At 63.1% G+C, this 20,229-nt stretch carries 19 protein-coding genes and 1 pseudogene; 7 read left to right on the top strand and 13 right to left on the bottom strand.

What is annotated here, in order from left to right; genetic code table 11:
• Positions 1-434: 434 nt before the first annotated feature.
• Positions 435-1,967, top strand: a complete 1,533-nt coding sequence (locus QM996_RS13235; RefSeq protein WP_500267878.1) for an ABC-F family ATP-binding cassette domain-containing protein — start codon at positions 435-437, stop codon at positions 1,965-1,967.
• Positions 1,968-1,990: 23 nt separating this feature from the next.
• Here QM996_RS13235 and QM996_RS13240 read toward each other — a convergent pair whose 3' ends face one another.
• A complete protein-coding gene (locus QM996_RS13240; protein ID WP_500267879.1) occupies positions 1,991-2,554 on the bottom strand; it encodes a class I SAM-dependent methyltransferase in 564 nt (187 codons plus the stop codon).
• Positions 2,555-2,692: 138 nt separating this feature from the next.
• On the opposite strand from QM996_RS13240, the pseudogene QM996_RS13245 reads away from it, so the two are divergent.
• Together QM996_RS13245 and ubiG are read left to right on the top strand one after the other, a co-directional pair.
• Positions 2,693-3,097, top strand: a pseudogene (locus QM996_RS13245) (dihydrofolate reductase family protein); the annotation flags it as partial.
• A 111-nt stretch (positions 3,098-3,208) separates the two neighbouring features.
• Positions 3,209-3,955 (top strand): bifunctional 2-polyprenyl-6-hydroxyphenol methylase/3-demethylubiquinol 3-O-methyltransferase UbiG, encoded by a 747-nt coding sequence (gene ubiG, locus QM996_RS13250; RefSeq protein ID WP_500267880.1) that lies wholly within the window; start codon positions 3,209-3,211, stop codon positions 3,953-3,955.
• 25 nt (positions 3,956-3,980) lie between these two features.
• Here the strand turns inward: ubiG and QM996_RS13255 are convergent, their stop codons facing one another.
• The 5 genes from QM996_RS13255 to QM996_RS13275 form a co-directional block, all read right to left on the bottom strand.
• Positions 3,981-4,547 (bottom strand): GNAT family N-acetyltransferase, encoded by a 567-nt coding sequence (locus QM996_RS13255; protein WP_500267881.1) that lies wholly within the window; start codon positions 4,545-4,547, stop codon positions 3,981-3,983.
• A gap of 105 nt (positions 4,548-4,652) precedes the next feature.
• Entirely contained in the window at positions 4,653-5,081 is a 429-nt protein-coding gene (locus QM996_RS13260) for a DUF1178 family protein (protein WP_500267882.1), read from the bottom strand.
• A complete protein-coding gene (locus QM996_RS13265) occupies positions 5,078-5,935 on the bottom strand; it encodes a carbon-nitrogen hydrolase family protein (protein WP_500267883.1) in 858 nt (285 codons plus the stop codon). The genes QM996_RS13260 and QM996_RS13265 overlap by 4 nt, the downstream gene beginning before the upstream one ends.
• Before the next feature lie 87 nt (positions 5,936-6,022).
• Positions 6,023-6,280 carry a glutaredoxin 3 gene (gene grxC, locus QM996_RS13270; RefSeq protein ID WP_173520577.1) on the bottom strand — a complete coding sequence of 86 codons (258 nt, stop codon included), beginning with the start codon at positions 6,278-6,280 and terminating at the stop codon, positions 6,023-6,025.
• 47 nt (positions 6,281-6,327) lie between these two features.
• Positions 6,328-7,104: a ComF family protein gene (locus QM996_RS13275; RefSeq protein WP_500267884.1), complete on the bottom strand. Its 777-nt coding sequence runs from the start codon at positions 7,102-7,104 to the stop codon at positions 6,328-6,330.
• A gap of 58 nt (positions 7,105-7,162) precedes the next feature.
• Between QM996_RS13275 and QM996_RS13280 the strand changes: the two genes are divergently transcribed.
• On the top strand, positions 7,163-8,041 hold the full coding sequence (locus QM996_RS13280) for a methyltransferase domain-containing protein (RefSeq protein ID WP_500267885.1): 879 nt from the start codon (positions 7,163-7,165) through the stop codon (positions 8,039-8,041).
• Between the two features lie 156 nt (positions 8,042-8,197).
• Here QM996_RS13280 and QM996_RS13285 read toward each other — a convergent pair whose 3' ends face one another.
• The 5 genes from QM996_RS13285 to QM996_RS13305 all read right to left on the bottom strand — a co-directional run bounded on the left by QM996_RS13285 (position 8,198) and on the right by QM996_RS13305 (position 12,394).
• On the bottom strand, positions 8,198-8,518 hold the full coding sequence (locus tag QM996_RS13285; RefSeq protein ID WP_173520573.1) for a hypothetical protein: 321 nt from the start codon (positions 8,516-8,518) through the stop codon (positions 8,198-8,200).
• A 179-nt stretch (positions 8,519-8,697) separates the two neighbouring features.
• Positions 8,698-9,111, bottom strand: coding sequence for an 8-oxo-dGTP diphosphatase MutT (mutT, locus tag QM996_RS13290; protein WP_429820681.1), 414 nt, complete (start codon positions 9,109-9,111; stop codon positions 8,698-8,700).
• Positions 9,112-9,115: 4 nt separating this feature from the next.
• Complete coding sequence (locus QM996_RS13295) at positions 9,116-9,931, bottom strand: GNAT family N-acetyltransferase (RefSeq protein WP_500267886.1); 816 nt, start codon at positions 9,929-9,931, stop codon at positions 9,116-9,118.
• Positions 9,932-10,066: 135 nt separating this feature from the next.
• A complete protein-coding gene (gene argJ, locus QM996_RS13300; protein WP_500267887.1) occupies positions 10,067-11,308 on the bottom strand; it encodes a bifunctional ornithine acetyltransferase/N-acetylglutamate synthase in 1,242 nt (413 codons plus the stop codon).
• Positions 11,309-11,527: 219 nt separating this feature from the next.
• Positions 11,528-12,394, bottom strand: coding sequence for a peptidylprolyl isomerase (locus QM996_RS13305; RefSeq protein WP_500267888.1), 867 nt, complete (start codon positions 12,392-12,394; stop codon positions 11,528-11,530).
• Positions 12,395-12,636: 242 nt separating this feature from the next.
• Here QM996_RS13305 and secA point away from each other — a divergent pair, with 242 nt between their 5' ends.
• The gene (gene secA, locus QM996_RS13310; RefSeq protein WP_500267889.1) at positions 12,637-15,351 is read left to right on the top strand and encodes a preprotein translocase subunit SecA; all 2,715 of its coding nucleotides are present in this window, start codon (positions 12,637-12,639) and stop codon (positions 15,349-15,351) included.
• 171 nt (positions 15,352-15,522) lie between these two features.
• Here the strand turns inward: secA and QM996_RS13315 are convergent, their stop codons facing one another.
• Positions 15,523-15,756, bottom strand: a complete 234-nt coding sequence (locus tag QM996_RS13315) for a hypothetical protein (protein ID WP_500267890.1) — start codon at positions 15,754-15,756, stop codon at positions 15,523-15,525.
• Between the two features lie 127 nt (positions 15,757-15,883).
• On the opposite strand from QM996_RS13315, the gene QM996_RS13320 reads away from it, so the two are divergent.
• Both QM996_RS13320 and QM996_RS13325 read left to right on the top strand, forming a co-directional pair.
• Positions 15,884-17,275 (top strand): lipopolysaccharide biosynthesis protein, encoded by a 1,392-nt coding sequence (locus QM996_RS13320; RefSeq protein WP_500270310.1) that lies wholly within the window; start codon positions 15,884-15,886, stop codon positions 17,273-17,275.
• On the top strand, positions 17,272-18,546 hold the full coding sequence (locus tag QM996_RS13325) for a GNAT family N-acetyltransferase (RefSeq protein WP_500267891.1): 1,275 nt from the start codon (positions 17,272-17,274) through the stop codon (positions 18,544-18,546). The genes QM996_RS13320 and QM996_RS13325 overlap by 4 nt, the downstream gene beginning before the upstream one ends.
• 42 nt (positions 18,547-18,588) lie before the next feature.
• Here QM996_RS13325 and QM996_RS13330 read toward each other — a convergent pair whose 3' ends face one another.
• Positions 18,589-20,229, bottom strand: a complete 1,641-nt coding sequence (locus QM996_RS13330) for an acyl-CoA synthetase family protein (RefSeq protein WP_500267892.1) — start codon at positions 20,227-20,229, stop codon at positions 18,589-18,591.

Raw genomic sequence — 20,229 nt, forward strand, 5'->3', positions numbered from 1 at the left:
ACAGGTCCGTTTCGCAACAATATTGCCAAAGGCACGACGTGACGGAAATATCCGTGCCGCGGGAGCCTGCAATGCCGCGTTGAAAATTACCGGCGCCGATGCTAAACGTGGCTCGCAACTCGAATTCGAGAAAGGGGGGCTGCGCGTGATTACATTCTTCCGGCACCACCGCCAGCGTGGCCCCGTCCAAGCCCTGCAGATGCGTTTGCAGGGCTGACCGGACATACTTCGCACGTTTGCGAATCCTATCCCTGGTCTGCCCAGAGTGATGTAGCGCGAAACCGTTTCGGTTCGAACGCCTGCATCGTCTTCCATTACCGAGTGACGGCCCGAGTGCAGCAGACTTGCTGTCGCGGGCTCGACCATCCGCCAACCACGGCATGACCTTGCCGCCCACGGATGTCTCACCGTCGCTCGCAGTCCAGAGAACGACCATGGCCTTGATCAATATCCGCAATCTCGGCGTCAGCCTGAGCGCACCACTTTTTTCCAACCTCAATCTCTCCGTTGCCGCAGGTGACCGCATCGGCATCGTCGCCGCGAACGGCCGCGGAAAGTCGACACTTTTGAAATCGATCGCCGGCACCTTCGACCCGACCGCCGGTGAGATCACGCGTTCGCGGGGCCTGACCATCGGCCACGTCGAGCAGAACGTGCCTGCTCCCCTGCTACCTCTCTCCTTCCACGATGCCGTTCTCTCGGCCCTTCCGGCCGATCAGGCGGAGAACGAAGCCTGGCGCGTCGACATCGTGCTCGACTCCCTCGATGTGCCGGAGGCTCTGCGCCGTCGAGCCGTCTCGGAATTGAGCGGCGGCTGGCAGCGGCTGGCGCTTCTCGCCCGCGTCTGGGTCACCGATCCGGATGCGCTGCTTTTGGACGAGCCGACCAACCATCTGGACCTCGCCAAGATCGCCCGGCTCGAAGCCTGGCTGAACGCCCTGCCGCGCGACGTGCCGGTGCTGGTCGCCAGCCACGACCGCGCCTTCCTGGATGCAACCACCAACCGCACGCTGTTCCTCAGGCCCGAGCAGTCGCCGATCTTCGCGCTTCCCTACTCACGCTCACGCGCAGCGCTCGACGAGGTCGATGCTTCCGAGGAGCGGCGCTACCAGCGCGACATGAAGGTGGCGCAGCAGCTTCGCCGCCAGGCCGCCAAGCTCAACAATATCGGCATCAATTCCGGCAGCGACCTGCTGACCGTGAAGACGAAGCAGTTGAAGCAGCGGGCCGAGCGGCTGGAGGATGCGGCAAAACCTGCGCATCAGGAACGTTCCGCCGGCGCGATCCGGCTCGCCAACCGCGGCACCCACGCCAAGATCCTGGTAACGCTCGACGATGTCGCCATCGAAACGCCGGACGGAACCCCGCTCTTTCGCACCGGCAAGCGCTGGATCTGCCAGGGCGATCGCATCGTGCTGCTCGGCGAAAACGGCGCCGGCAAGACGCGGCTCGTCAACCTCATCCGCACGGCGATCGAAGAGCCCGGGCGTGCACCGGAAAGCCTGAAGGCGACACCCTCGCTCGTACTAGGCTATAGCGATCAGGCGCTTGCGGGATTGTCCGACGACCAGACGCCGCTTGCCGCCCTCTCCGGCCGCTTTTCGATGAGCGACCCGCGGACGCGCTCGCTGCTCGCCGGCGCCGGCGTGGGCATCGACATGCAGGAAAAGGCGATCGGCCGGCTCTCCGGCGGCCAGAAGGCGCGCCTCGCCATGCTGCTCCTGCGCTTGAAGGAGCCGAATTTCTACCTGCTCGACGAGCCGACCAACCATCTGGACATCGAGGGCCAGGAAGCGCTCGAAGCGGAGCTGCTGAAACACGAGACGAGTTGCCTGCTGGTTTCCCACGATCGCAGCTTCGTACGCAACGTCGGCAATCGCTTCTGGCTGATCGAGAAGCGTCGTCTCGTCGAAGTCGAGGACCCGGAGGACTTCTTCGCGTCGGCCGCGGCGAGCGAGCTCGGGTAGCGATCGCGTCAGCGAAGCCGCACTCATCGCATCGGTGACGCCCGCGAAGGGCGGGCGTCACCGATCGGATCCTCGGAAGGCGGCCGGGCGATCACGCAGGCAACCTCGCCACCTTCACAAACATGCGTCAGCCGCGCCTCGACGATCCATCGATGACGAAGGGCCGCGGCTTCGAGCCGCGCAACGACCTCGTCCGCATCCGTGGACGGCTCGTCATGGAAGAGAAAGAGCCGCCCTTCCGGCTTCAACAGCCGTACCAGTGCGGCAAACTCACGGGTGGGATCGCCCCGCGCGAACACGCCGACGCGCATCGCGAATGCCTTGTCGAAACGACGACCACCCAGATCGAGTGACCCAAGGTCAGCGACCTGCAAAATGGCCCGACCGGTAGCAACATATCGGTTGTTTCGCCGCGCTGCCGCCGCGATCATGATGGCCGAACGATCGATGGCCACGATCTCCCCGTCGACGAGCCGCTCGCAAACCTTCGTCACCGCAACGCCGTGGCCGCAGCCGATTTCGAGAAGCTGATCTGAAGACTGCGGCGCAACGACGTCGACTGCCCAGCCGATCCTGTCCAACGACATCTGGATTCCCCTGCATTGCAGATTCGACGAAACTAGCACGGTGACGTGCTTCGGCGCGAACTAATCTGATGCAATAATTAAACCACTTGCAAAAATAGATCAGTTTTGACAGTCTCCTCCAAACAAACGCACCACAACGGGAGAAAGACGCAGATGATGGCCGCCTACTGGCCATCCGCAGAGGGCGACATCGCCACCTTCATGAATGGCGTCGAGAAGTTCGTCTTCTCGCGCACGCTGACATCCGCCGATTGGCACAGGACAACGCTCGTGACCGGCGACGCCGCCAAGGAAGTCGAGCGACTGAAGCAACTCGATGGCGGCACGATCTTCGTATTCGGCAGTGCGGACTTCGCAACAGGACTGATCGAGAAGGGCCTCGTCGATGAGTATCGTCTCGGCATCAATCCCGTGCTTCTCGGTAGCGGCGTGCCCCTGTTCAGGCCGGGCCTGAAGCGCACGAAGCTGAAATTGACCGACACACGCCCGCTGAAATCGGGCGTCGTCATCCTCCACTACCAACCGGAGACGGACGCGCTGTAGGAGACAGAACATCGCTCCCGCCTGATCTGCGCTCATCTGGCCCATCGCCGGCTCTTGACTTCCCTGCCTGATCGTCCGACTTCACCAGGAAAGATGGAAGGAGACGGCGACATGAGCGAGACCGCACGCACGACGATCGACCAGAGCGAGGTGGACCGGTTTTCCGCCATGGCGGCGGAATGGTGGGATCCGACCGGCAAGTTCCGGCCGCTGCACAAGTTCAACCCCGTTCGCCTCGCCTATATCCGCGACAAGGTGGCCGAGCATTTCGGCCGCGATCCCAGGAGCCCGCAACCGCTGAAAGGTCTGCGGCTGCTCGATATCGGCTGCGGCGGCGGCCTCCTGTCGGAGCCAATGGCGCGCATGGGCGCCGACGTCCTCGGTGCTGATGCCTCCGAGAAGAACATCGGCATCGCCAAGACGCATGCGGCCGGAAGCGGCGTGACGGTCGACTATCGCGCCGTGACCGCGGAAGCGCTCGCCGAAGCCGGCGAGAGTTTCGATATCGTGCTCAACATGGAAGTGGTCGAGCACGTTGCGGACGTCGATTTCTTCATGACCACCTGCGCCCATATGGTGCGCCCCGGCGGCCTGATGTTCGTCGCCACCATCAACCGCACGATGAAGGCGGCGGCGCTTGCCATTTTCGCGGCCGAGAACGTGTTGCGCTGGCTGCCGCGCGGCACGCACCAGTATGAAAAGCTGGTGCGCCCGGAAGAACTGGAGAAGCCGCTTGTGGCCAACGGGCTCGAAGTCACCGAGCGCACCGGCGTCTTCTTCAACCCGCTCGCCAATCAGTGGAACCTGTCCAAGGATATGGACGTCAACTATATGATCGTCGCCAAGCGCCCGCTGTAAACGCTGTCGAACGGCTCCGACAGTTTCAACCGACCTGCGACTTGGCCTGCCATTCACGTCTCAGCAGCGCATAGACGAATTCGTCGCCCCAGGTATCGTTGAACCGGTCGTTCTCGATCAGATGCGCCTCGCGACGCATGCCGAGACGCTCGACCACGCCGACCGAACCCTTGTTGAGCGCATCCAGCCGGGCGAAGATCCGGTGAAAGCGCAGCGTCGAAAAACCGAGTTCGAGCACGGCCCGCATCGCCTCGGTCGCATAGCCCTTGCCGGCAAAGGCGGGACTGAAGATGTATCCGGTCTCCGCCTGCTTCGCCGCCCGGCTTGCGAGCTTCAGCAGCACCTCGCCGATCAGGGTGCCATCCTCCTGCCGCTCGACGGCAAAGACTGCGACATCTCCGTCTTCGTCGAGGCGCGGCTTCGACGCCTTGACGAACTTCGCCCGCGCCGCCGTTTCGTCCAGCGGTTCCTGATAGAGATAACGATAGACCTCCGGCAGCCGATGATAGGCGAAGAAGGCCGGAAAGTCGTCGGGCGCGAATGGCCTGATGACGAGGCGATCGGTGGAAATGCGTAGCTCGGACAATGTCATTGGCTGAAAATCTCCCATTGCGAAGCCGCGAAATGGGAAGCAAGGCGTTGTTTTTAAAGAGCCGTCGGCAAAGTTTGCCCCATCGGGCAGGCGTTGGACCGCGCTTCAGTTGACCTCGTCCGGCAGGACCGGCAGAGGCGCGACCGCAATTCCTTCTTCGAGAAGCGCCACGGCCTCTTCCGCCGTCGCCTTGCCGATCAGGCCGCGTTCTTCCGCTTCGCCATAGTGGATCTTGCGCGCCTCCTCGGGGAAGCGCTCGCCGACATCCTCGGCGTTCTCGCGCACGGTCTTTACCAATTCGCGGATCTTGGCGATCGTTTCCTTCTGCGCCTGATCCATGATCACCGCCCGCGTTGCCTCCTTCTTGCGCGCGGTCGCGACGGACGGCGCCATCAACTGCTTGGCAACGGACGTTGAACTGCAAGAGGGACAGGAAACCAGCTTGCGACCGACCTGGCGGTCGAAATCGTCACTCGACGAGAACCACCCCTCGAAGGAATGGCCGTTGTCACAGGAAAGCGTATAGCGGATCAAGCGGCGACGCCTCCTTTCCCGGTTGGCGCCACTTCGTTGAGCACGAAACTGCGGGCGTTCTTCAAATTCGGTATCTTGGCGCGTGCCGAATGCACGGAGGCGACATCGATTTCGGCAAGCACGATCGCCTCACCGGTCGGGCCGGCGGAAGCAAGCACCCTGCCCCAGGGATCGATGATCATCGAGTGGCCGAAGGTCTCGCGCCCGTCCTCATGCGTGCCCCCTTGCGCGGCAGCGATGACGAAGAGGCCGTTCTCGATCGCACGGGCACGAAGCAGGATTTCCCAATGCGCCTCGCCGGTCTGGCGTGTGAAGGCGGCGGGCACCGACATGATCTCAGCGCCGGCCACCGCCTGCTGCCGGAAAAGCTCCGGGAAGCGCACATCGTAGCAGATGGTGAAACCAAGCTTGCCGAAGTCGAGATCGGCGATGCGTGCCGTGCTGCCGGGCTGATAGGCGGCGCTTTCCCGCCAGCTTTCGCCGTTGTCGAGGTCGACGTCGAACATGTGGATCTTGTCGTAGTCGCAGATCTTCTTGCCGTCCGGTCCGAACAGCAGGCCGCGATTGGCGATCTTGCCGTCGGCAAGCGCGATCGGCGTCGAGCCGACATGGAGATAGATGCCGAGTTCACCGGCAAGCTTCGCCGCGTCGCCGGCAATGATATCGTTTGCCTCGTCCTTCAGGACCGCGCGCAGAGCCGCCCGGTCTCGTTGGAGCGCGCCGGTCATTTCCGGCGTCTGGACATAGGTCGCGCCCTGGGCAGCCGCCTCACGCACCAGTCGCACCATCGTCTCCGCATTCTTGCGCGGATCGACACCGGAACACATTTGAACGGCTGCGGCCTTGAAGGTCATCTTGCTTTAACTCCTGGCGCACGCCGCTCCAGAGCGAACGGCCTCTCTCGCTCTAGCGGCTTGCAGAACATCGGGTCGTCAGGCGCTTCAGGCGGCAAGCATCGCGTCGAGCTTGCCGGCTCGTTCCAGCGCGTGCAGGTCGTCACAGCCGCCGACATGGATGTCGTTGATGAAGATCTGCGGGAACGTCGTGCCGCCGTGCGCCTTCTCGATCATCACCTGCCGAACCGTCGGATCATAGGTAGCGTCGTGTTCGAGGAAGGACACGCCCTTGGTTTCCAGTAGTTTCTTGGCGGCCGAACAATAGCCGCAGAACTGACGCGTATAAATGACCACTGAAGCCATGATCCTGGTTTGCTCCTTCGCCGGCAACCGTGCCGGACAACTGATTGTCATATAGGACCGGATATGGCTCTTGCAAAGGTCAAAACCGTGACCGGCCCGGCTCCCGCCCGTTTCAGCGCGCGGGTCGCTGCCGAGACGGTTGCACCGGTCGTATATACATCGTCAACGAGAACGATGCTTTTCCCACGGAGACCCACTTTGCCGCTTTCCGAGACCGCGAAGGCGCCGCGCACATTGTCTTCACGGGCCTGCCGGGCAAGGCCCACCTGCCGGCTCGTGCGTCGGATACGCATGAGCACATCGGCTTGGTAGGGCCTGCCGGAGAGCCGCGCGATGGCCCGCGCCAGTTCCGCCGATTGGTTGAACCGGCGCCTCCAGAGCCGGAAGGCATGCAATGGCACCGGAATGATAACGTCGGCCGAGGCCACCGCACCGTCGCTCGCCCGGATCATCCACTCCGCCATCATCGGCGCGAGATCGGTGCGGTCGCGATACTTCAGCCCGTGCACCAGATCGCGGGCGATGCCCTCATGGATTGCGACCGACCGCAGCCGATCGAAAGCGGGCGGATTGGCAATGGCTTCAGGCGAAACCGAGCGCGGCCCATGGTCGACCGAAAACGGTGTCCCAAGAACATCGCAATAGGGGCGCTCGATCAGCGGCAGGGTCGACCAGCAAGGGGCGCAAATCGCGCGATGATTGCCAACCATCCGGCCGCAGCCGCAGCAGACCGGCGGATAGACGATATCGACGACCCCTGACACGAGCCCCCGCAGAACGCGCCCCCACCCCTCCTCCGGAAACCGCGGTCTCTCCCATGCCATACTGTTGACTTTGAACCTCCGACGGTCTCTTTGCTGGCCAGCTTGCGGAGACAGTATCGTGGAAAAAATCTTTGACCAGAGCCTCGTCGAGGCACATCGGGCAAGAGCGCTCAGAAACGCCGATTCGAAAGCCGGCTTCCTTCTCGATATCGTCGCGCAGGAACTTGCCGAACGCGTCAGCGTCGTCGAACGTCACTTCGACCGCGCGCTGGAACTGCACGGCTATACCGGGCAGACAGCGCGGGACCTCATGGCAACCGGCAAGGTCGGTGCCGTCGAGCGCGTGGAAACGGATGCGCGTTTTGGCTCCGACCAGGCACCGGTAACGATCGCCTCGCTCGAAGAGGTTCCGGGCGAAGCGGAGAGCTTCAACCTGGTGGTTTCGCCGCTCTCCCTGCACCTGACCAATGATACGCCGGGCGCCTTCATCCAGGTTCGTCGGGCACTGAAACCCGATGGGCTCTTCCTCGCCGCCATCCCCGGCAGCGGCACGCTGCAGGAACTGCGCGAGGCGCTTCTGGCCGCCGAGGCGGAGCTGACGGGCGGCGCCAGTCCGCGCGTCATTCCCTTCGCCGACGTCCGCGATATCGGCGCCCTGCTGCAACGCGCCGGCTTCGCGCTGCCGGTCGCCGACACAGAAACCTACACGGTGCGTTACGATTCGCTGTTTGCCCTGATCCGCGACTTGCGCGCCATGGGCATGACCAGCCCGCTGACAGCGCGCAGCCGCGTGCCCGTCTCGCGGCGCTTCTTCCTGCGGGCTGCTGAAATCTACGCCGAACGCTTCTCCGACCCGGACGGCCGCGTTCGCGCGACGTTTTCGATCATCTACCTGTCCGGCTGGGCACCGCATGAAAGCCAGCAGAAGCCGCTGAAACCAGGCTCCGCGAAGCAGCGGCTGTCGACTGCACTCGGCACGAAGGAGCAGCCGCTCTGACGGACGCCGGCGGCGTTCGTTCCGGCGAGGCCTTCAGACCTGTGCGTTCTGGAATGTCGTCGCCAGCAGGTTGAGGACGGCCCTCAGCGCGTCGCGGACCTGTTCGGGACCAAGAAGCGTGTTCCGAAACGCACCGGAAAACCGGATGGCGTTAGTTCAGCACCCGCTCTTGCGGCCATCCGCATCGATGATGCAGACCGCCCCAGGCATTTCCTGCAGCACGCTGCGCCGTACCGTGTAGCGTTTGGTAGTCCCGCTCGAAGGGATGGAGCCGGTGGAAATGTTGTCGTAATCGACGGGCGTGTTCGCCATGATGCGCCTGTCGTTCTTCGAAGACAGCATCGGCGTCAGGATCAGCGTCAGCGCGATCACTGCCGTTCCAAACAGCAGGGACAGATTGAGCACACCCGTCCGGCGGGACTGATTGTTCATCAGATCCTTTTCCTGAACCGTGCTCCAGAAATCGTCGTCCACCATCCCAGCCTCACAAACGCACAAAGCACGGCGAACGCAAGCGCCCTTCCCAAGCTTGGTTCCACCGTACTGCCTGAAATCAATACGCCGTTCACCAACAATGCGTACCGAAAATGAATTGAGCTATCTTTGCGCGAGGGAGATAAACGATCGATTAATAATCAATCAGATTTCGGGTAGGTTCAGAGCAAATCCATCAGAAACGGGATCAACGGCTCGTCCGCCGGCGGCATCGGATAGTCGCGCAGGGCCTTCGGCCGCACCCATTTGATCGCCTGGCCTTCCCGTCCGGTCGCCACCCCTTCGTAGCGCCGGCAGACATAGAGCGGCATCAGCAGATGGAAGTCCTCATAGGTATGACTGGCGAAGGTCAGTGGCGCGAGGCAGGCGACCTTGGTGCGGATGCCGAGTTCCTCGTCCAATTCACGGATCAGGGTTTCCTCGGGCGTCTCGCCGGCTTCGACCTTGCCGCCCGGAAACTCCCAGAGACCGGCCAGCGACTTTCCTTCCGGCCGTTGCGCCAGCAGGATACGGCCGTCGGCATCGACCAGAGCACAGGCCGCAACGAGCACGATCTTCTTTCCGTTGACGTCTATCACCTCAAGCCCCAGGCGTTCTGTAGATGTAGCTGTAGACCTCGGAGAACCCGGCGCCACGATAGAGCGCCAGCGCCGCGCTGTTCTCCGCCTCGACCTGCAGCCAGGCTTTCCTGGCGCCGCGCAGCCGCGCCCAACGCAGGCAGACGTCGAGCATCGCCTTGCCGACGCCGCGCCCGCGAACCCGTGCGTCGACGGCAAACTGCATGATGCCGGCGAGATCATTGTCCTGGACGACGAGAGCCACGGCGGTGGGCCCGGTCTCGGCATCTTCGAATAGGAAGAGGCCGCTTTCCGGCTTGATCGCATTGATGATCTCGGCGAGCGCGGCCTTTCTCTTCGGATCGCCCTTGGCGATACCGATACAGGCATCGACAAAGCGGCCGGTGTCCTTGATCGGCAGATGGTCGATGCCGTCGCCGAATTCACGCTCGGCAAGATCGGTCGTCATCACCAGACTGCGACTGAAGGCCGTCCAACCTTGCGCATCCATATGGGCAACGAGTTGCGGCGGCGTCAGCGGCGTCTGGCGCACGGTCAGGGATCGACCGTAGTCGGCAAAACGCCGGGCCGCCTTTTCAAGGCGCACCGGGATGTCGCGATAGTCGGATGGATCGAGCGGGTTGACGGAGTTGAGACGCTTGGAATCATGCCCTGCATTGAGCCGGATCAGCCAGCTGCCGTCATATTGCACCGACGCTGCCGGCCAGGCCCGGAAGCCCACGGCCTCGAGACGGCGCACGCTCGGGAGATCAACCATTACCGCTTCCCCACCTTCGGCCGCGACGTTGCCCGCCGGCCGCGTATCACTCGATGTCATCTTGCTACCCCTACTGCATGTCTCCTCAAATCGATCTCGAGTTAAGGACGAAGACATGCAGAAAATCAAAGTGCTACAGCGACCTTTGCATGTCTGACAAGACGCGCGGCACTGTAGCCAGCCTGGACCGGAACCTCAGCTCCGGTAGTCGCCGTTGATCTCGACATATTCCTTCGTCAGGTCACAGGTATAGACCGTTGCGCGGCCGGACCCGAGGCCGATGTCGACGCGGATCGTGATGTCCTCGGCCTTCATGACGGCGGTGGCTGCCGCTTCCGAATAGGTGGGATCACGCTCGCCTTCGACGGCCACGCGCACATCGCCGAACCAGATCGCCAGCCGATCGCGTTCGGCCATCTCACCGGACTTGCCGACAGCCATGACCACGCGCCCCCAATTGGCGTCCTCGCCGGCGACGGCGGTCTTGACGAGCGGCGAGTTGGCGATCGATAGCGCGATGCGCTTGGCGGCAGCGTCGTTTTCAGCGCCTTCGACCGTGACTTCGACCATCTTGCGCGCGCCTTCGCCGTCACGCACAACTTGGAGCGCCAGGTCGCGCAGCAGGTCGTTCAGCGCCACACGGAATGCATCGAGGCGCGGATCGGCCGCGTCGGAGATCGTCGGCTGTCCGTCCGCTGCCGCAGCCCCCGTCGCAAAGAGCATCAGCGTGTCGGAGGTCGACGTGTCGCTATCGACGGTGACCGAGTTGAAGGTCGGGCCGACGCCGGCCGAAAGCAGAGCCTGCAGCGCTGCCGGGGCAATGTCTGCATCGGTCACCACGAAGGAGAGCATCGTCGCCATGTCGGGCGCGATCATGCCGGCGCCCTTGGCAATGCCGTTGATCGTGACCTTGACGCCGCCGATCTCGGCCGTGCGGGTGGCGACCTTCGGATAGGTGTCCGTCGTCATGATCGCCTTGGCGGCCTCAAACCAGAAATCTTCCTTGCCGGCCGCCGCCAGATCGTCGAGCACGCCGGCGAACTTGGTTGCATCCAGCGGCTCGCCGATGACGCCGGTGGAAGCGAGGAAAACTTCGCTCTCAGTGCAGCCGACCGCCTTCGCCGCCGACTTCGCGGTCAGCTCCGTCGCCTCGCGTCCCTTCTTGCCGGTGAAGGCATTGGCGTTGCCGGAATTGACGACGACCGCGCGCGCGACGCCGCCGGCAAGGTTCTGGCGGCAGAAATCGACAGGAGCGGACGGACACTTGGAGCGGGTGAAAACGCCGGCGGCAGCCGCCGGCTTGTCGAACACCATCATCAGCACGTCGGTGCGGTTCTTGTACTTGATGCCGGCGGCAGCGGTCGCCATGCGGACACCGCATACGGATGGCATTTCGGCGAAGGTTTTCGGAGCGAGCGGGGAGACTGAGCCGGACATGGGAAACCTGCTGTGACGTGTTGGGGCCAAAGCATTTCCAGGAAAACTGCGGAGCGGCTTTCCGTCAGGAAATGCGTAAGAACAAAGATCTGGAGCGATTTACAACCGAACCCGCTCCCGATCTATCTTGCGACAAATGCCCGAACGGTTTTCACCGCCGGGCATCAGCAAAAAGCGGTGATGGCAGGCCCCGCCAAGGGCAGGACCTGCCAATCGAATTTACTTGGCTTCCTGAGTTCCCTGCGCCTTGTTGGCCTCGTCATAGGCCTTCTTCAGGGCCGGATCGGAAATCTCGACGCTTGCATCCTTCTTGGCGGCAGCAAGCAGCTCAACGTATTTGTCACGCATGACAAGCTGACGAACCTGCGGTTCGACCTGCTCCAGCGTCGGCGGCGCCTGCGGACGCTTGTCTTCGACCAGGATCACGTGGAAGCCGAACTGCGTCTTGACGGGGGTTTTGGTATAGGCGCCCTTTTCGAGGGCAAAGACAGCCGTGTCGAATTCCGGCACCATGCGGCCCTTGGTGAAGTAGCCGAGATCGCCGCCATCGTCCTTGTTCGGATCGGAAGACTTCGCCTTGGCCAGTTCGACGAAGCTCTTGCCGGCGTCGAGTTCCTTGATGATTTCCTTGGCCTCATCCTCGGTCTTGACCAGGATATGGCGAGCCTTCACCTCTTCCTGCGCCGGGATCGCTGCGATCTCCTTGTCGTAGCGCGCCTTCACCTCTTCCTTGGTGATCGCGTCGACCACGTGCTTCTTGAAGTAGGCGTTGTGCAGTTCGCGCGCGGTCAGGTAGGCGACGCGCTGCTTGAAGGTCGCATCTTCCTGCAGGCCTTCCTTTTCGGCCGTCTTCGACAGGAGCTTGACGTCGATGATCGCCGAGAGGGCGGCGGCACGCTTCTGTTCGTCCGGCATCTGCTGAAGCTGCGGGTCAAGACCACCCAGCGCCAGGTTGAGTTCGGACTGACGCACTTCCTCGCCGCCAACCTTCGCGATCACCGGATCGGCGTCTTCCGCCCGTGCGCCACCATGAGCGGCCATTGCCGCAACCAGTGCCGCAGCAGCCAGGGTTTTCAACTTGGACATGCTCACTTACCTTTCAATTGGCCTTCAGCGCGATTGCGTCCGGCTTGTAGCGGCTGCACACCACCAGAATGTGGCGGTTCTGTAGCCGTCCGGCAGTGCAAGTGCGTTGACATAATTCGACCCCCCTCTTATCTGTCACGCAACCTCGCGTCCAGAACAGTTTCCGGGCGTTTCGCGGCATTGCGCGGTTTTTGCGGCGCGGCCATGGGACCCTAGGCAACAAAAAAGAAAGGACCATTCATATGGTCAGTCTCGGCGGCCTAGCCCGCAAGTTGTTTGGTTCCGCCAATGATCGCCGCGTCCGCGGCTACAAGGGTCGGGTGGATGCCATCAACGCTCTTGAAGCCGAAATGAAGGCTTTGTCGGATGAGGCGCTCGCAGCCAAGACGGTGGAGTTCCGCAAGCAGCTGGAAGAGGGCAAGACGCTCGATGACCTCCTGGTTCCGGCCTTTGCGGTCGTGCGCGAAGCCGCGCTGCGCGTTCTTGGTCTGCGCCCGTTTGACGTTCAGCTCATCGGCGGCATGATCCTGCACGAACGCGCGATCGCCGAAATGAAGACCGGTGAAGGCAAGACCCTCGTCGCGACCCTCCCCGTCTACCTGAATGCCCTTGCCGGCAAGGGCGTGCACGTCGTTACCGTCAACGACTACCTCGCCCAGCGCGACGCCGGCACCATGGGGCGCGTCTACGGCTTCCTCGGTATGACGACCGGCGTCATCGTCCACGGTCTGACCGACGAGCAGCGCCGCGACGCCTACGCCTGCGACATCACCTATGCGACCAACAACGAGCTCGGCTTCGACTATCTGCGCGACAACATGAAGTACGAACGCGGACAGATGGTCCAGCGCGGTCACTTCTTCGCCATCGTCGACGAAGTGGACTCGATCCTGGTCGACGAGGCGCGCACGCCGCTGATCATCTCCGGTCCGCTCGACGACCGCTCCGATCTCTACAACACGATCAACGATTTCATCCCGCTGCTTTCGCCCGAGGACTACGAAATCGACGAGAAACAGCGCTCCGCCAATTTCTCGGAAGACGGCACGGAGAAGCTCGAGAACCTGCTGCGTCAGGCGGGTCTCTTGAAGGGTGAAACGCTCTACGACATCGAAAACGTCGCGATCGTCCATCACGTCAACAACGCGCTCAAGGCCCACAAGCTCTTCACCCGCGACAAGGACTACATCGTCCGCAACGGCGAGATCGTCATCATCGACGAGTTCACCGGCCGCATGATGCCGGGACGGCGCTATTCCGAAGGCCAGCACCAGGCGCTCGAAGCCAAGGAAAAGGTGCAGATCCAGCCCGAGAACCAGACCCTCGCCTCGATCACCTTCCAGAACTATTTCCGCATGTATTCCAAGCTCGGCGGCATGACCGGTACGGCGGCGACCGAAGCGGAAGAGTTCGGCAACATCTACGGCCTCGAAGTGGTCGAAGTGCCGACCAACCTGCCGATCCAGCGCATCGACGAGGACGACGAGGTCTACCGGACCGCCGGCGAAAAGCTCAAGGCCATCATCGACGAAATCAAGTCGGCACATGAGCGCGGCCAGCCGATGCTGGTCGGCACGACCTCGATCGAAAAGTCCGAGCAGTTGGCCGATCTCCTCAAGAAGTCCGGATTCGGCAAGTTCCAGGTGCTGAACGCCCGCTATCACGAGCAGGAAGCCTTCATCGTCGCCCAGGCCGGCGTGCCGGGTGCGGTCACGATCGCCACCAACATGGCCGGTCGTGGTACCGACATTCAGCTCGGCGGCAACGTCGACATGCGCATCCAGCAGGAGCTTGCCGACGTCGAGCCGGGTCCAGAGCGCGACCAGCGCATCGAAGCGATCCGCGCCGAAGTGCAGAAGTTGAAGGAGCAGGCGCTTGCTGCCGGCGGCCTCTACGTCCTCGCGACCGAGCGTCACGAGAGCCGCCGCATCGACAACCAGCTTCGCGGCCGTTCTGGCCGTCAGGGCGACCCGGGCCGTTCGAAGTTCTACCTTTCGCTCCAGGACGACCTGATGCGCATCTTCGGATCTGACCGCATGGACAGCATGCTGCAGAAGCTGGGCCTCAAGGAAGGCGAAGCGATCGTCCATCCCTGGATCAACAAGGCGCTCGAGCGCGCCCAGAAGAAGGTCGAAGCGCGCAACTTCGACATCCGCAAGAACCTCCTGAAATACGACGACGTTCTCAACGATCAGCGCAAGGTGATCTTCGAGCAGCGCATTGAACTGATGGATGCCGAGAACGTCACCGAAACCGTGACCGACATGCGCACCGAAGTCATCGAGGACATGGTCAGCAAGCGCATCCCGGAGCGCGCCTATGCCGAGCAGTGGGACGTCGAGGGCCTGAAGGCCGACGTGCAGCAATACCTCAATCTCGATCTGCCGGTCGTCGAATGGGCTGCCGAGGAAGGCATCGACGAGGCCGATATTCTCGAGCGCGTCACCGCCGCTGCCGAGAAGGAAGCGGCAGATCGCGCCGAACGCTTCGGCCTCGAGATCATGCAATATGTCGAACGCTCGGTCGTGCTGCAGACGCTCGACCATCTCTGGCGCGAGCATATCGTCAACCTCGACCATCTGCGCTCGGTCATCGGCTTCCGCGGCTACGCACAGCGCGATCCGCTGCAGGAGTACAAGTCCGAGGCCTTCGAACTGTTCCAGGCCCTGCTCGGCAACCTGCGCCAGGCGGTGACCGCACAACTCATGCGCGTCGAGCTGGTGCGCGAAGCAGCCGAAGCGCCGCAGCCGGCACCGCCGGTCATGCACGGCCACCATATCGATCCGTTGACCGGCGAAGACGATTTCGGTGGCGGCGCTGGAACGCTTCTGGCCCCCGCTCCCGTGCAACGCGATGCGAACGATCCGTCGACCTGGGGCAAGGTCTCGCGCAACGAACTCTGCCCCTGCGGCTCCGGCAAGAAGTACAAGCACTGCCACGGCGTCTACGAGGCATAAGCGAGACGAGAGATAGCTTGGGGTTTCGCCCGCGCCCATGCCCTTTTGCAAGAAGTGCCGCCTTCGGGCGGCATTTTCGTTTCGGCTTACGCGCTTTCCAAGGCGCAAAAGTGCGCAGCAGTCTATCAAAACTCAAAGCGCAAGCAGCTGATCTGAAAGACCGCGAGCTACTTAACGATCGAACGACTTGGCGTAGGCGATGAGGTTTTCGAGCGCGTGAATGCCCAGGCGATTGATGTGGCGGCGACCGAGCGTGGCGTTGATGCGGAAGGCGAGCTCCTCGGCATCCGCCGTTTTCAGATCAGCAAGCCGCTCGATGCCGATCTCCTCGAGATAGCCAATCATGCGCGGGCCGATCGATTTCGCCCGCATCATCCGCTCTCGCTCACCATCGCTTATCGGCATGGCCTCATCTCGCCAATACAACCGCACTGAACCCTTTGTTAACGCTGTTCTGGCAGTAGTGAAACCCTGTATTGCGTAATCTCAGGGTGTTCTCGTGTTCATGGCGGTATGTCAAACGGCCGGACGAATGCTGCCGTCGGCGATGAGACACCGCCTGTCCGCGATGATCGGCGCAGTTGTTGCCATCCTGACCGGCTCCGACATGAAGAACACGGCTCGCCGCATGGCGATCGTCGCCTTCACGGTTCGCATCCTCAGCGCAGCCATCGCTTTCCTGTCGCAGATCATCCTGGCCCGGATGATGGGCGAGTTCGAATACGGCATCTTCGTCTTCGTCTGGGTCCTGGTGATCCTCTTCGGCAGCCTCTCCTGCGTCGGCTTCCATTCCGTCGTGATCCGCTTCCTGCCGGAATATCAGGCGACTGCCGCACTCGACGAAATCCGCGGCGTGACGACGACAGTGCGTGTTTTCGCCCTCACCTCCGCCACCGCGGTCGCCGTCGTCGGCTTGCTCGGCATCTGGCTCTTTTCAGAGCACGTCGAGGCCTATTATCTCGTGCCGCTCCATCTCGGCCTCTTCACCCTGCCGATGATCGCCCTTGGCGACGTCATGGACGGAACGTCGCGGGCCCATGGCTGGGCGCTCTCGGCCATGAGCCCCACCTTCATCATTCGTCCCCTGCTGGTCCTCGCCTTCATGGTGCTGGCGGTCTCGGCGGGCGCGCCGCACACGGCGCAAACCGCCATGGTCGCTGCCATGGCCGCCGCCTATGCCACCACCGTCTCGCAGTTCCTCGTGCTGACCTATCGTCTCCGCTCGCGCTACGAGGAAGGGCCGCGGCGTGCCGAGCTTGGCCGCTGGCTCCGGGTTTCGATCCCCATTTTCCTGGTCGATGGTTTCGGCTTTCTGCTGACCAACTCCGACGTCGTGATCGTCGGCCTCTATCTCGATCCCGATGACGTCGCGATCTATTTCGCCGCCGCCAAAACCATGGCGCTGGTGCACTTCGTCATGTTCGCCGTCAAGGCGGCGGCGGGCCCCCGCGTTTCGAACGCCATGGCCCGTGACCGCAGGCAGCTCGCGGGTATCGCGATCGAAAGCGCGCGTTGGGCCTTCTGGCCGTCGCTGCTGGTCGGCGCGCTGGTGCTGCTCGCAGGCCCGTTCCTGCTCTCGCTCTTCGGGCCGGCCTTCGTCACCGGCATGCCCTTGATGATGATCCTCTTCGGCGGCATTCTCGCCAAGGCCTTCGTCGGGCCGGCGGAAACGCTTCTGACCATGGCGGGCCAGCAGACACTCTGCGTGATCCTCTACGCCGGCGCGCTGGTTGCCAACATCGCACTCAACCTCAGCCTCATCCCTCTCCTCGGACTGACCGGCGCCGCTCTTGCAACCGCAGGTGCAATGTTCGTCGAGGCGCTGTTGCTGCATATCGCCGTCCGGCATACCTTCGGTTTCGCGCTTTTCGCCTTCGCGAGCGTGCGCGCCGGCAATGATAACAACGGGACTGTCCATCCATGATCGGCAATACCAATCTTCCGAGCGATGCAAACAGTCGGGCCGCCCGAGTCCTTGGCGGGCTGGCGCAACCTGGCGATGCAGGCCCGACCGCGGAACATATGATCGAGGTCGGCCGCCCTGGACGCCATCTCGCCATCTACCCGGCGAAGGCCGGCTACGATTTGCAACGCGAGCTCGACTTCCTGTCGAACCGGGCCCTGGAACCGAACGTTTTCTTCACCGGGCGCTTTCTCGCCCCCGCGATGCCCCGCCTCGAAGACCGGGTGATCCGCCTCGCGATCATGCGTGACAACGATGAACGCCGCAGCCGGCTACGGTTCCTGATGCCGTTCTCGATCGAAAAGCCGGGCTTCTCGATCGGCGCGCCGATCATTCGCGCCTGGTCCAACCCTTTCGGTCCGCTCGGCGTCCCGCTGCTGGACGCGGAGGATGCGGCAGAGACCCTCGACAATCTGTTCGAGGCCTTAGCCGCCCCCTCCGGCGGCTTGCCCTCGGTGCTCGTCCTTCCCGACATGCGCCTCAACGGCAAGGTGGCCCGCCTCACGCGCGCCGTTGCCATCGGCCGCAACCTGCCGCTGACGGTAACGGACACCTACAGCCGCCCCATGCTCGAAAGCCTGCTCGATGGCCCGACCTATCTGCGCAACGCCATCAGCCCGGCGCATTTCCGCGAGCTGCGGCGGCAGTGGAACAACCTGGAAAAACAGGGCGCGCTGAACTATTCCGTCGCCCGTCAACCCGCCGAGATCCGCCTGCGCATGGAGGAATTCCTGGCGCTCGAAGCGTCCGGATGGAAGGGAAAGGGTCGCAGCGCCATGGTGCTCGACCGGTTCCGTGCGGCCTTTGCCCGCGAGGCGATCACCAATCTTGCTGACGGCGACAGCGTGCGCATCCACACGCTCGACCTCGATGGCCGGGCGATCGCATCCATGGTGGTGTTCCTGATGTCGGGTGAGGCCTATACCTGGAAGACGGCCTATGACGAACGCTATGCCAAGTTCTCCCCGGGTAAGCTGCTGCTGGCCGAGCTGACGGAATGGCACCTCGACGATGCCAACATCGCCCGCTCCGATTCCTGCGCCGTGCCGGATCACCCGGTCATGAGCCGCTTCTGGCAGGAGCGCGAGGAAATGGGTACGCTGGTCATCGGCCTGCAGCAGACCCGTGACCGCGACGTGCGTCAGGTCGCAGCCCAGCTCCACCTCTACCGCAACACCCGCAACATGGCGCGCATGCTGCGCGACAAGATCAAGGCACTGGCCGGGCGCTAAATTGAGAGCCGTTCCGGCAGAGCCGCGCCGCCGCTCGCGGCCTCAGTCGCCGCGCGCCTCCGCTGCCGCCCGTTCACGCAGGAACCGTCTGATAACCTTGCCCGAGGTCGTCAGCGGCAGGCTGTCGACGAAGGCGATTTCGCGCGGATACTCGTGCATTGACAGCCGGGTCTTCACCCACTCGCGAATGGAGGTCGCAACCCGCTCGTCACCGTCCACGCCAGGCCGCAGGACGACATAGGCCTTGACGATCTCCGTGCGGACCGGATCGGGTTTGCCGACGGCAGCGGCCAGTTGCACATCCGGGTGACCGGCAAGGCAATCCTCGATTTCGCCGGGGCCGATGCGGTAACCGGACGAGGTGATGACGTCGTCATCGCGGCCGAAGAAGGTGAAATACCCCTCCTCGTCCATCACCCCCTGGTCGCCCGTCGTCATCCAGTCGCCGATGAATTTCTTCTCGGTCGCCGCCTCGTTGCCCCAATAGCCGAGAAACATCACCGGGTCCGGCCGCCCCACCGCCACCTGGCCGACACTGCCGGGCGGCAGTTCGTGACCCTCGCCGTCGATGATCGCCACCCGGTGGCCCGGTGCCGCCTTACCCATCGATCCCGGCTTGACAACGCCGAGATCGGCGGCTGACGAGATGACGATGTTGCACTCGGTCTGGCCGTAGAATTCACTGACTTCGAGACCGAGCGCTGCCTTCGCCCATTCATAGGTCTCGCGGCCGAGGGATTCCCCGGCCGAGCCGATGGTCCGGAGATTGAGGCGATAACGCTCGCGCGGCTTCTCCACCGCCTTCATCAGCCGAAGCGCCGTCGGTGGAATAAAGGCGTTGCGCACGTCCATTTCTTCCAAGATACGGAACGCCGTATGCGGGTCGAACTTCTGCGCCGGCGACGATACGACGGGCACGCCATGCAGCAGCGACGGCAACAGCGCGTTGAGCAGCCCTCCCGCCCAGGCCCAGTCCGCCGGCGTCCACATCCGGTCGCCAGGCTGCGGCAGGAAGTGATGATGAAACTCGAAGCCCGGCAGATGACCGAGCAGCACCCGGTGCCCGTGCAGCGCGCCCTTCGGCGGCCCCGTGGTGCCCGAGGTGTAGATCATTAAAGCCGGATCGTCCGGACCGGTATCCGCCGGCACGAAGCCAACGGGATCACCCGAGGCAAGTGAAGAAAAGGTGATCGTACCCGGCTGCGGCTGTTCTTCCGCCAACACCACCAGACGCAGCTCCGGCAACCGATCCCGGATTGCGGCCACGCGCTCGAAGCCAAAGTTGTTGGTGACAACAGCCGAAACGCCGGCATCCCTCAGCCGGTATTCGAGCGCCTCGACACCGAAGAGAAGTGCCAACGGCAGTGCAATGGCACCGAGCTTATAGATCCCCGCATGGGCGATCGCCGCCTCGAACCCTTGCGGCAGCAGGATCGCGACGCGCTCGCCCGGCGCAATGCCCTCTCCTGAGAGCCCTTGCGCAAAGGCGGAGGATTGCCGAGCGAAGGCGCCGTAGGTCAGCGTCCGATGCGCGCCACCGGGATCGAAATGCTGCAGACAGACGCGCTGCGACTCCCGTGCAGCCCAGGCGTCACTGACCGCCACGCCGATATTGAACTTTTCCGGGATCTGCCAGCGAAAGGCGCGGTAGAGTTCGTCGTAGATCTCGATTTTCGGTAACAT

The organism is Sinorhizobium chiapasense, assembly GCF_045277575.1.
Taxonomy (GTDB): domain Bacteria; phylum Pseudomonadota; class Alphaproteobacteria; order Rhizobiales; family Rhizobiaceae; genus Ensifer; species Ensifer chiapasense_A.

Coding starts and splice junctions, on each gene's coding strand:
- QM996_RS13235 (WP_500267878.1), top strand. CDS start 435: ATGGCCTTGATCAATATCCGCAATCTCGGCGTCAGCCTGAGCGCACCA.
- QM996_RS13240 (WP_500267879.1), bottom strand. CDS start 2,554: ATGTCGTTGGACAGGATCGGCTGGGCAGTCGACGTCGTTGCGCCGCAG.
- ubiG (WP_500267880.1), top strand. CDS start 3,209: ATGAGCGAGACCGCACGCACGACGATCGACCAGAGCGAGGTGGACCGG.
- QM996_RS13255 (WP_500267881.1), bottom strand. CDS start 4,547: ATGACATTGTCCGAGCTACGCATTTCCACCGATCGCCTCGTCATCAGG.
- QM996_RS13265 (WP_500267883.1), bottom strand. CDS start 5,935: ATGACCTTCAAGGCCGCAGCCGTTCAAATGTGTTCCGGTGTCGATCCG.
- grxC (WP_173520577.1), bottom strand. CDS start 6,280: ATGGCTTCAGTGGTCATTTATACGCGTCAGTTCTGCGGCTATTGTTCG.
- QM996_RS13275 (WP_500267884.1), bottom strand. CDS start 7,104: ATGGCATGGGAGAGACCGCGGTTTCCGGAGGAGGGGTGGGGGCGCGTT.
- QM996_RS13285 (WP_173520573.1), bottom strand. CDS start 8,518: ATGGTGGACGACGATTTCTGGAGCACGGTTCAGGAAAAGGATCTGATG.
- QM996_RS13295 (WP_500267886.1), bottom strand. CDS start 9,931: ATGACATCGAGTGATACGCGGCCGGCGGGCAACGTCGCGGCCGAAGGT.
- argJ (WP_500267887.1), bottom strand. CDS start 11,308: ATGTCCGGCTCAGTCTCCCCGCTCGCTCCGAAAACCTTCGCCGAAATG.
- QM996_RS13305 (WP_500267888.1), bottom strand. CDS start 12,394: ATGTCCAAGTTGAAAACCCTGGCTGCTGCGGCACTGGTTGCGGCAATG.
- secA (WP_500267889.1), top strand. CDS start 12,637: ATGGTCAGTCTCGGCGGCCTAGCCCGCAAGTTGTTTGGTTCCGCCAAT.
- QM996_RS13315 (WP_500267890.1), bottom strand. CDS start 15,756: ATGCCGATAAGCGATGGTGAGCGAGAGCGGATGATGCGGGCGAAATCG.
- QM996_RS13320 (WP_500270310.1), top strand. CDS start 15,884: ATGCTGCCGTCGGCGATGAGACACCGCCTGTCCGCGATGATCGGCGCA.
- QM996_RS13325 (WP_500267891.1), top strand. CDS start 17,272: ATGATCGGCAATACCAATCTTCCGAGCGATGCAAACAGTCGGGCCGCC.
- QM996_RS13330 (WP_500267892.1), bottom strand. CDS start 20,229: ATGTTACCGAAAATCGAGATCTACGACGAACTCTACCGCGCCTTTCGC.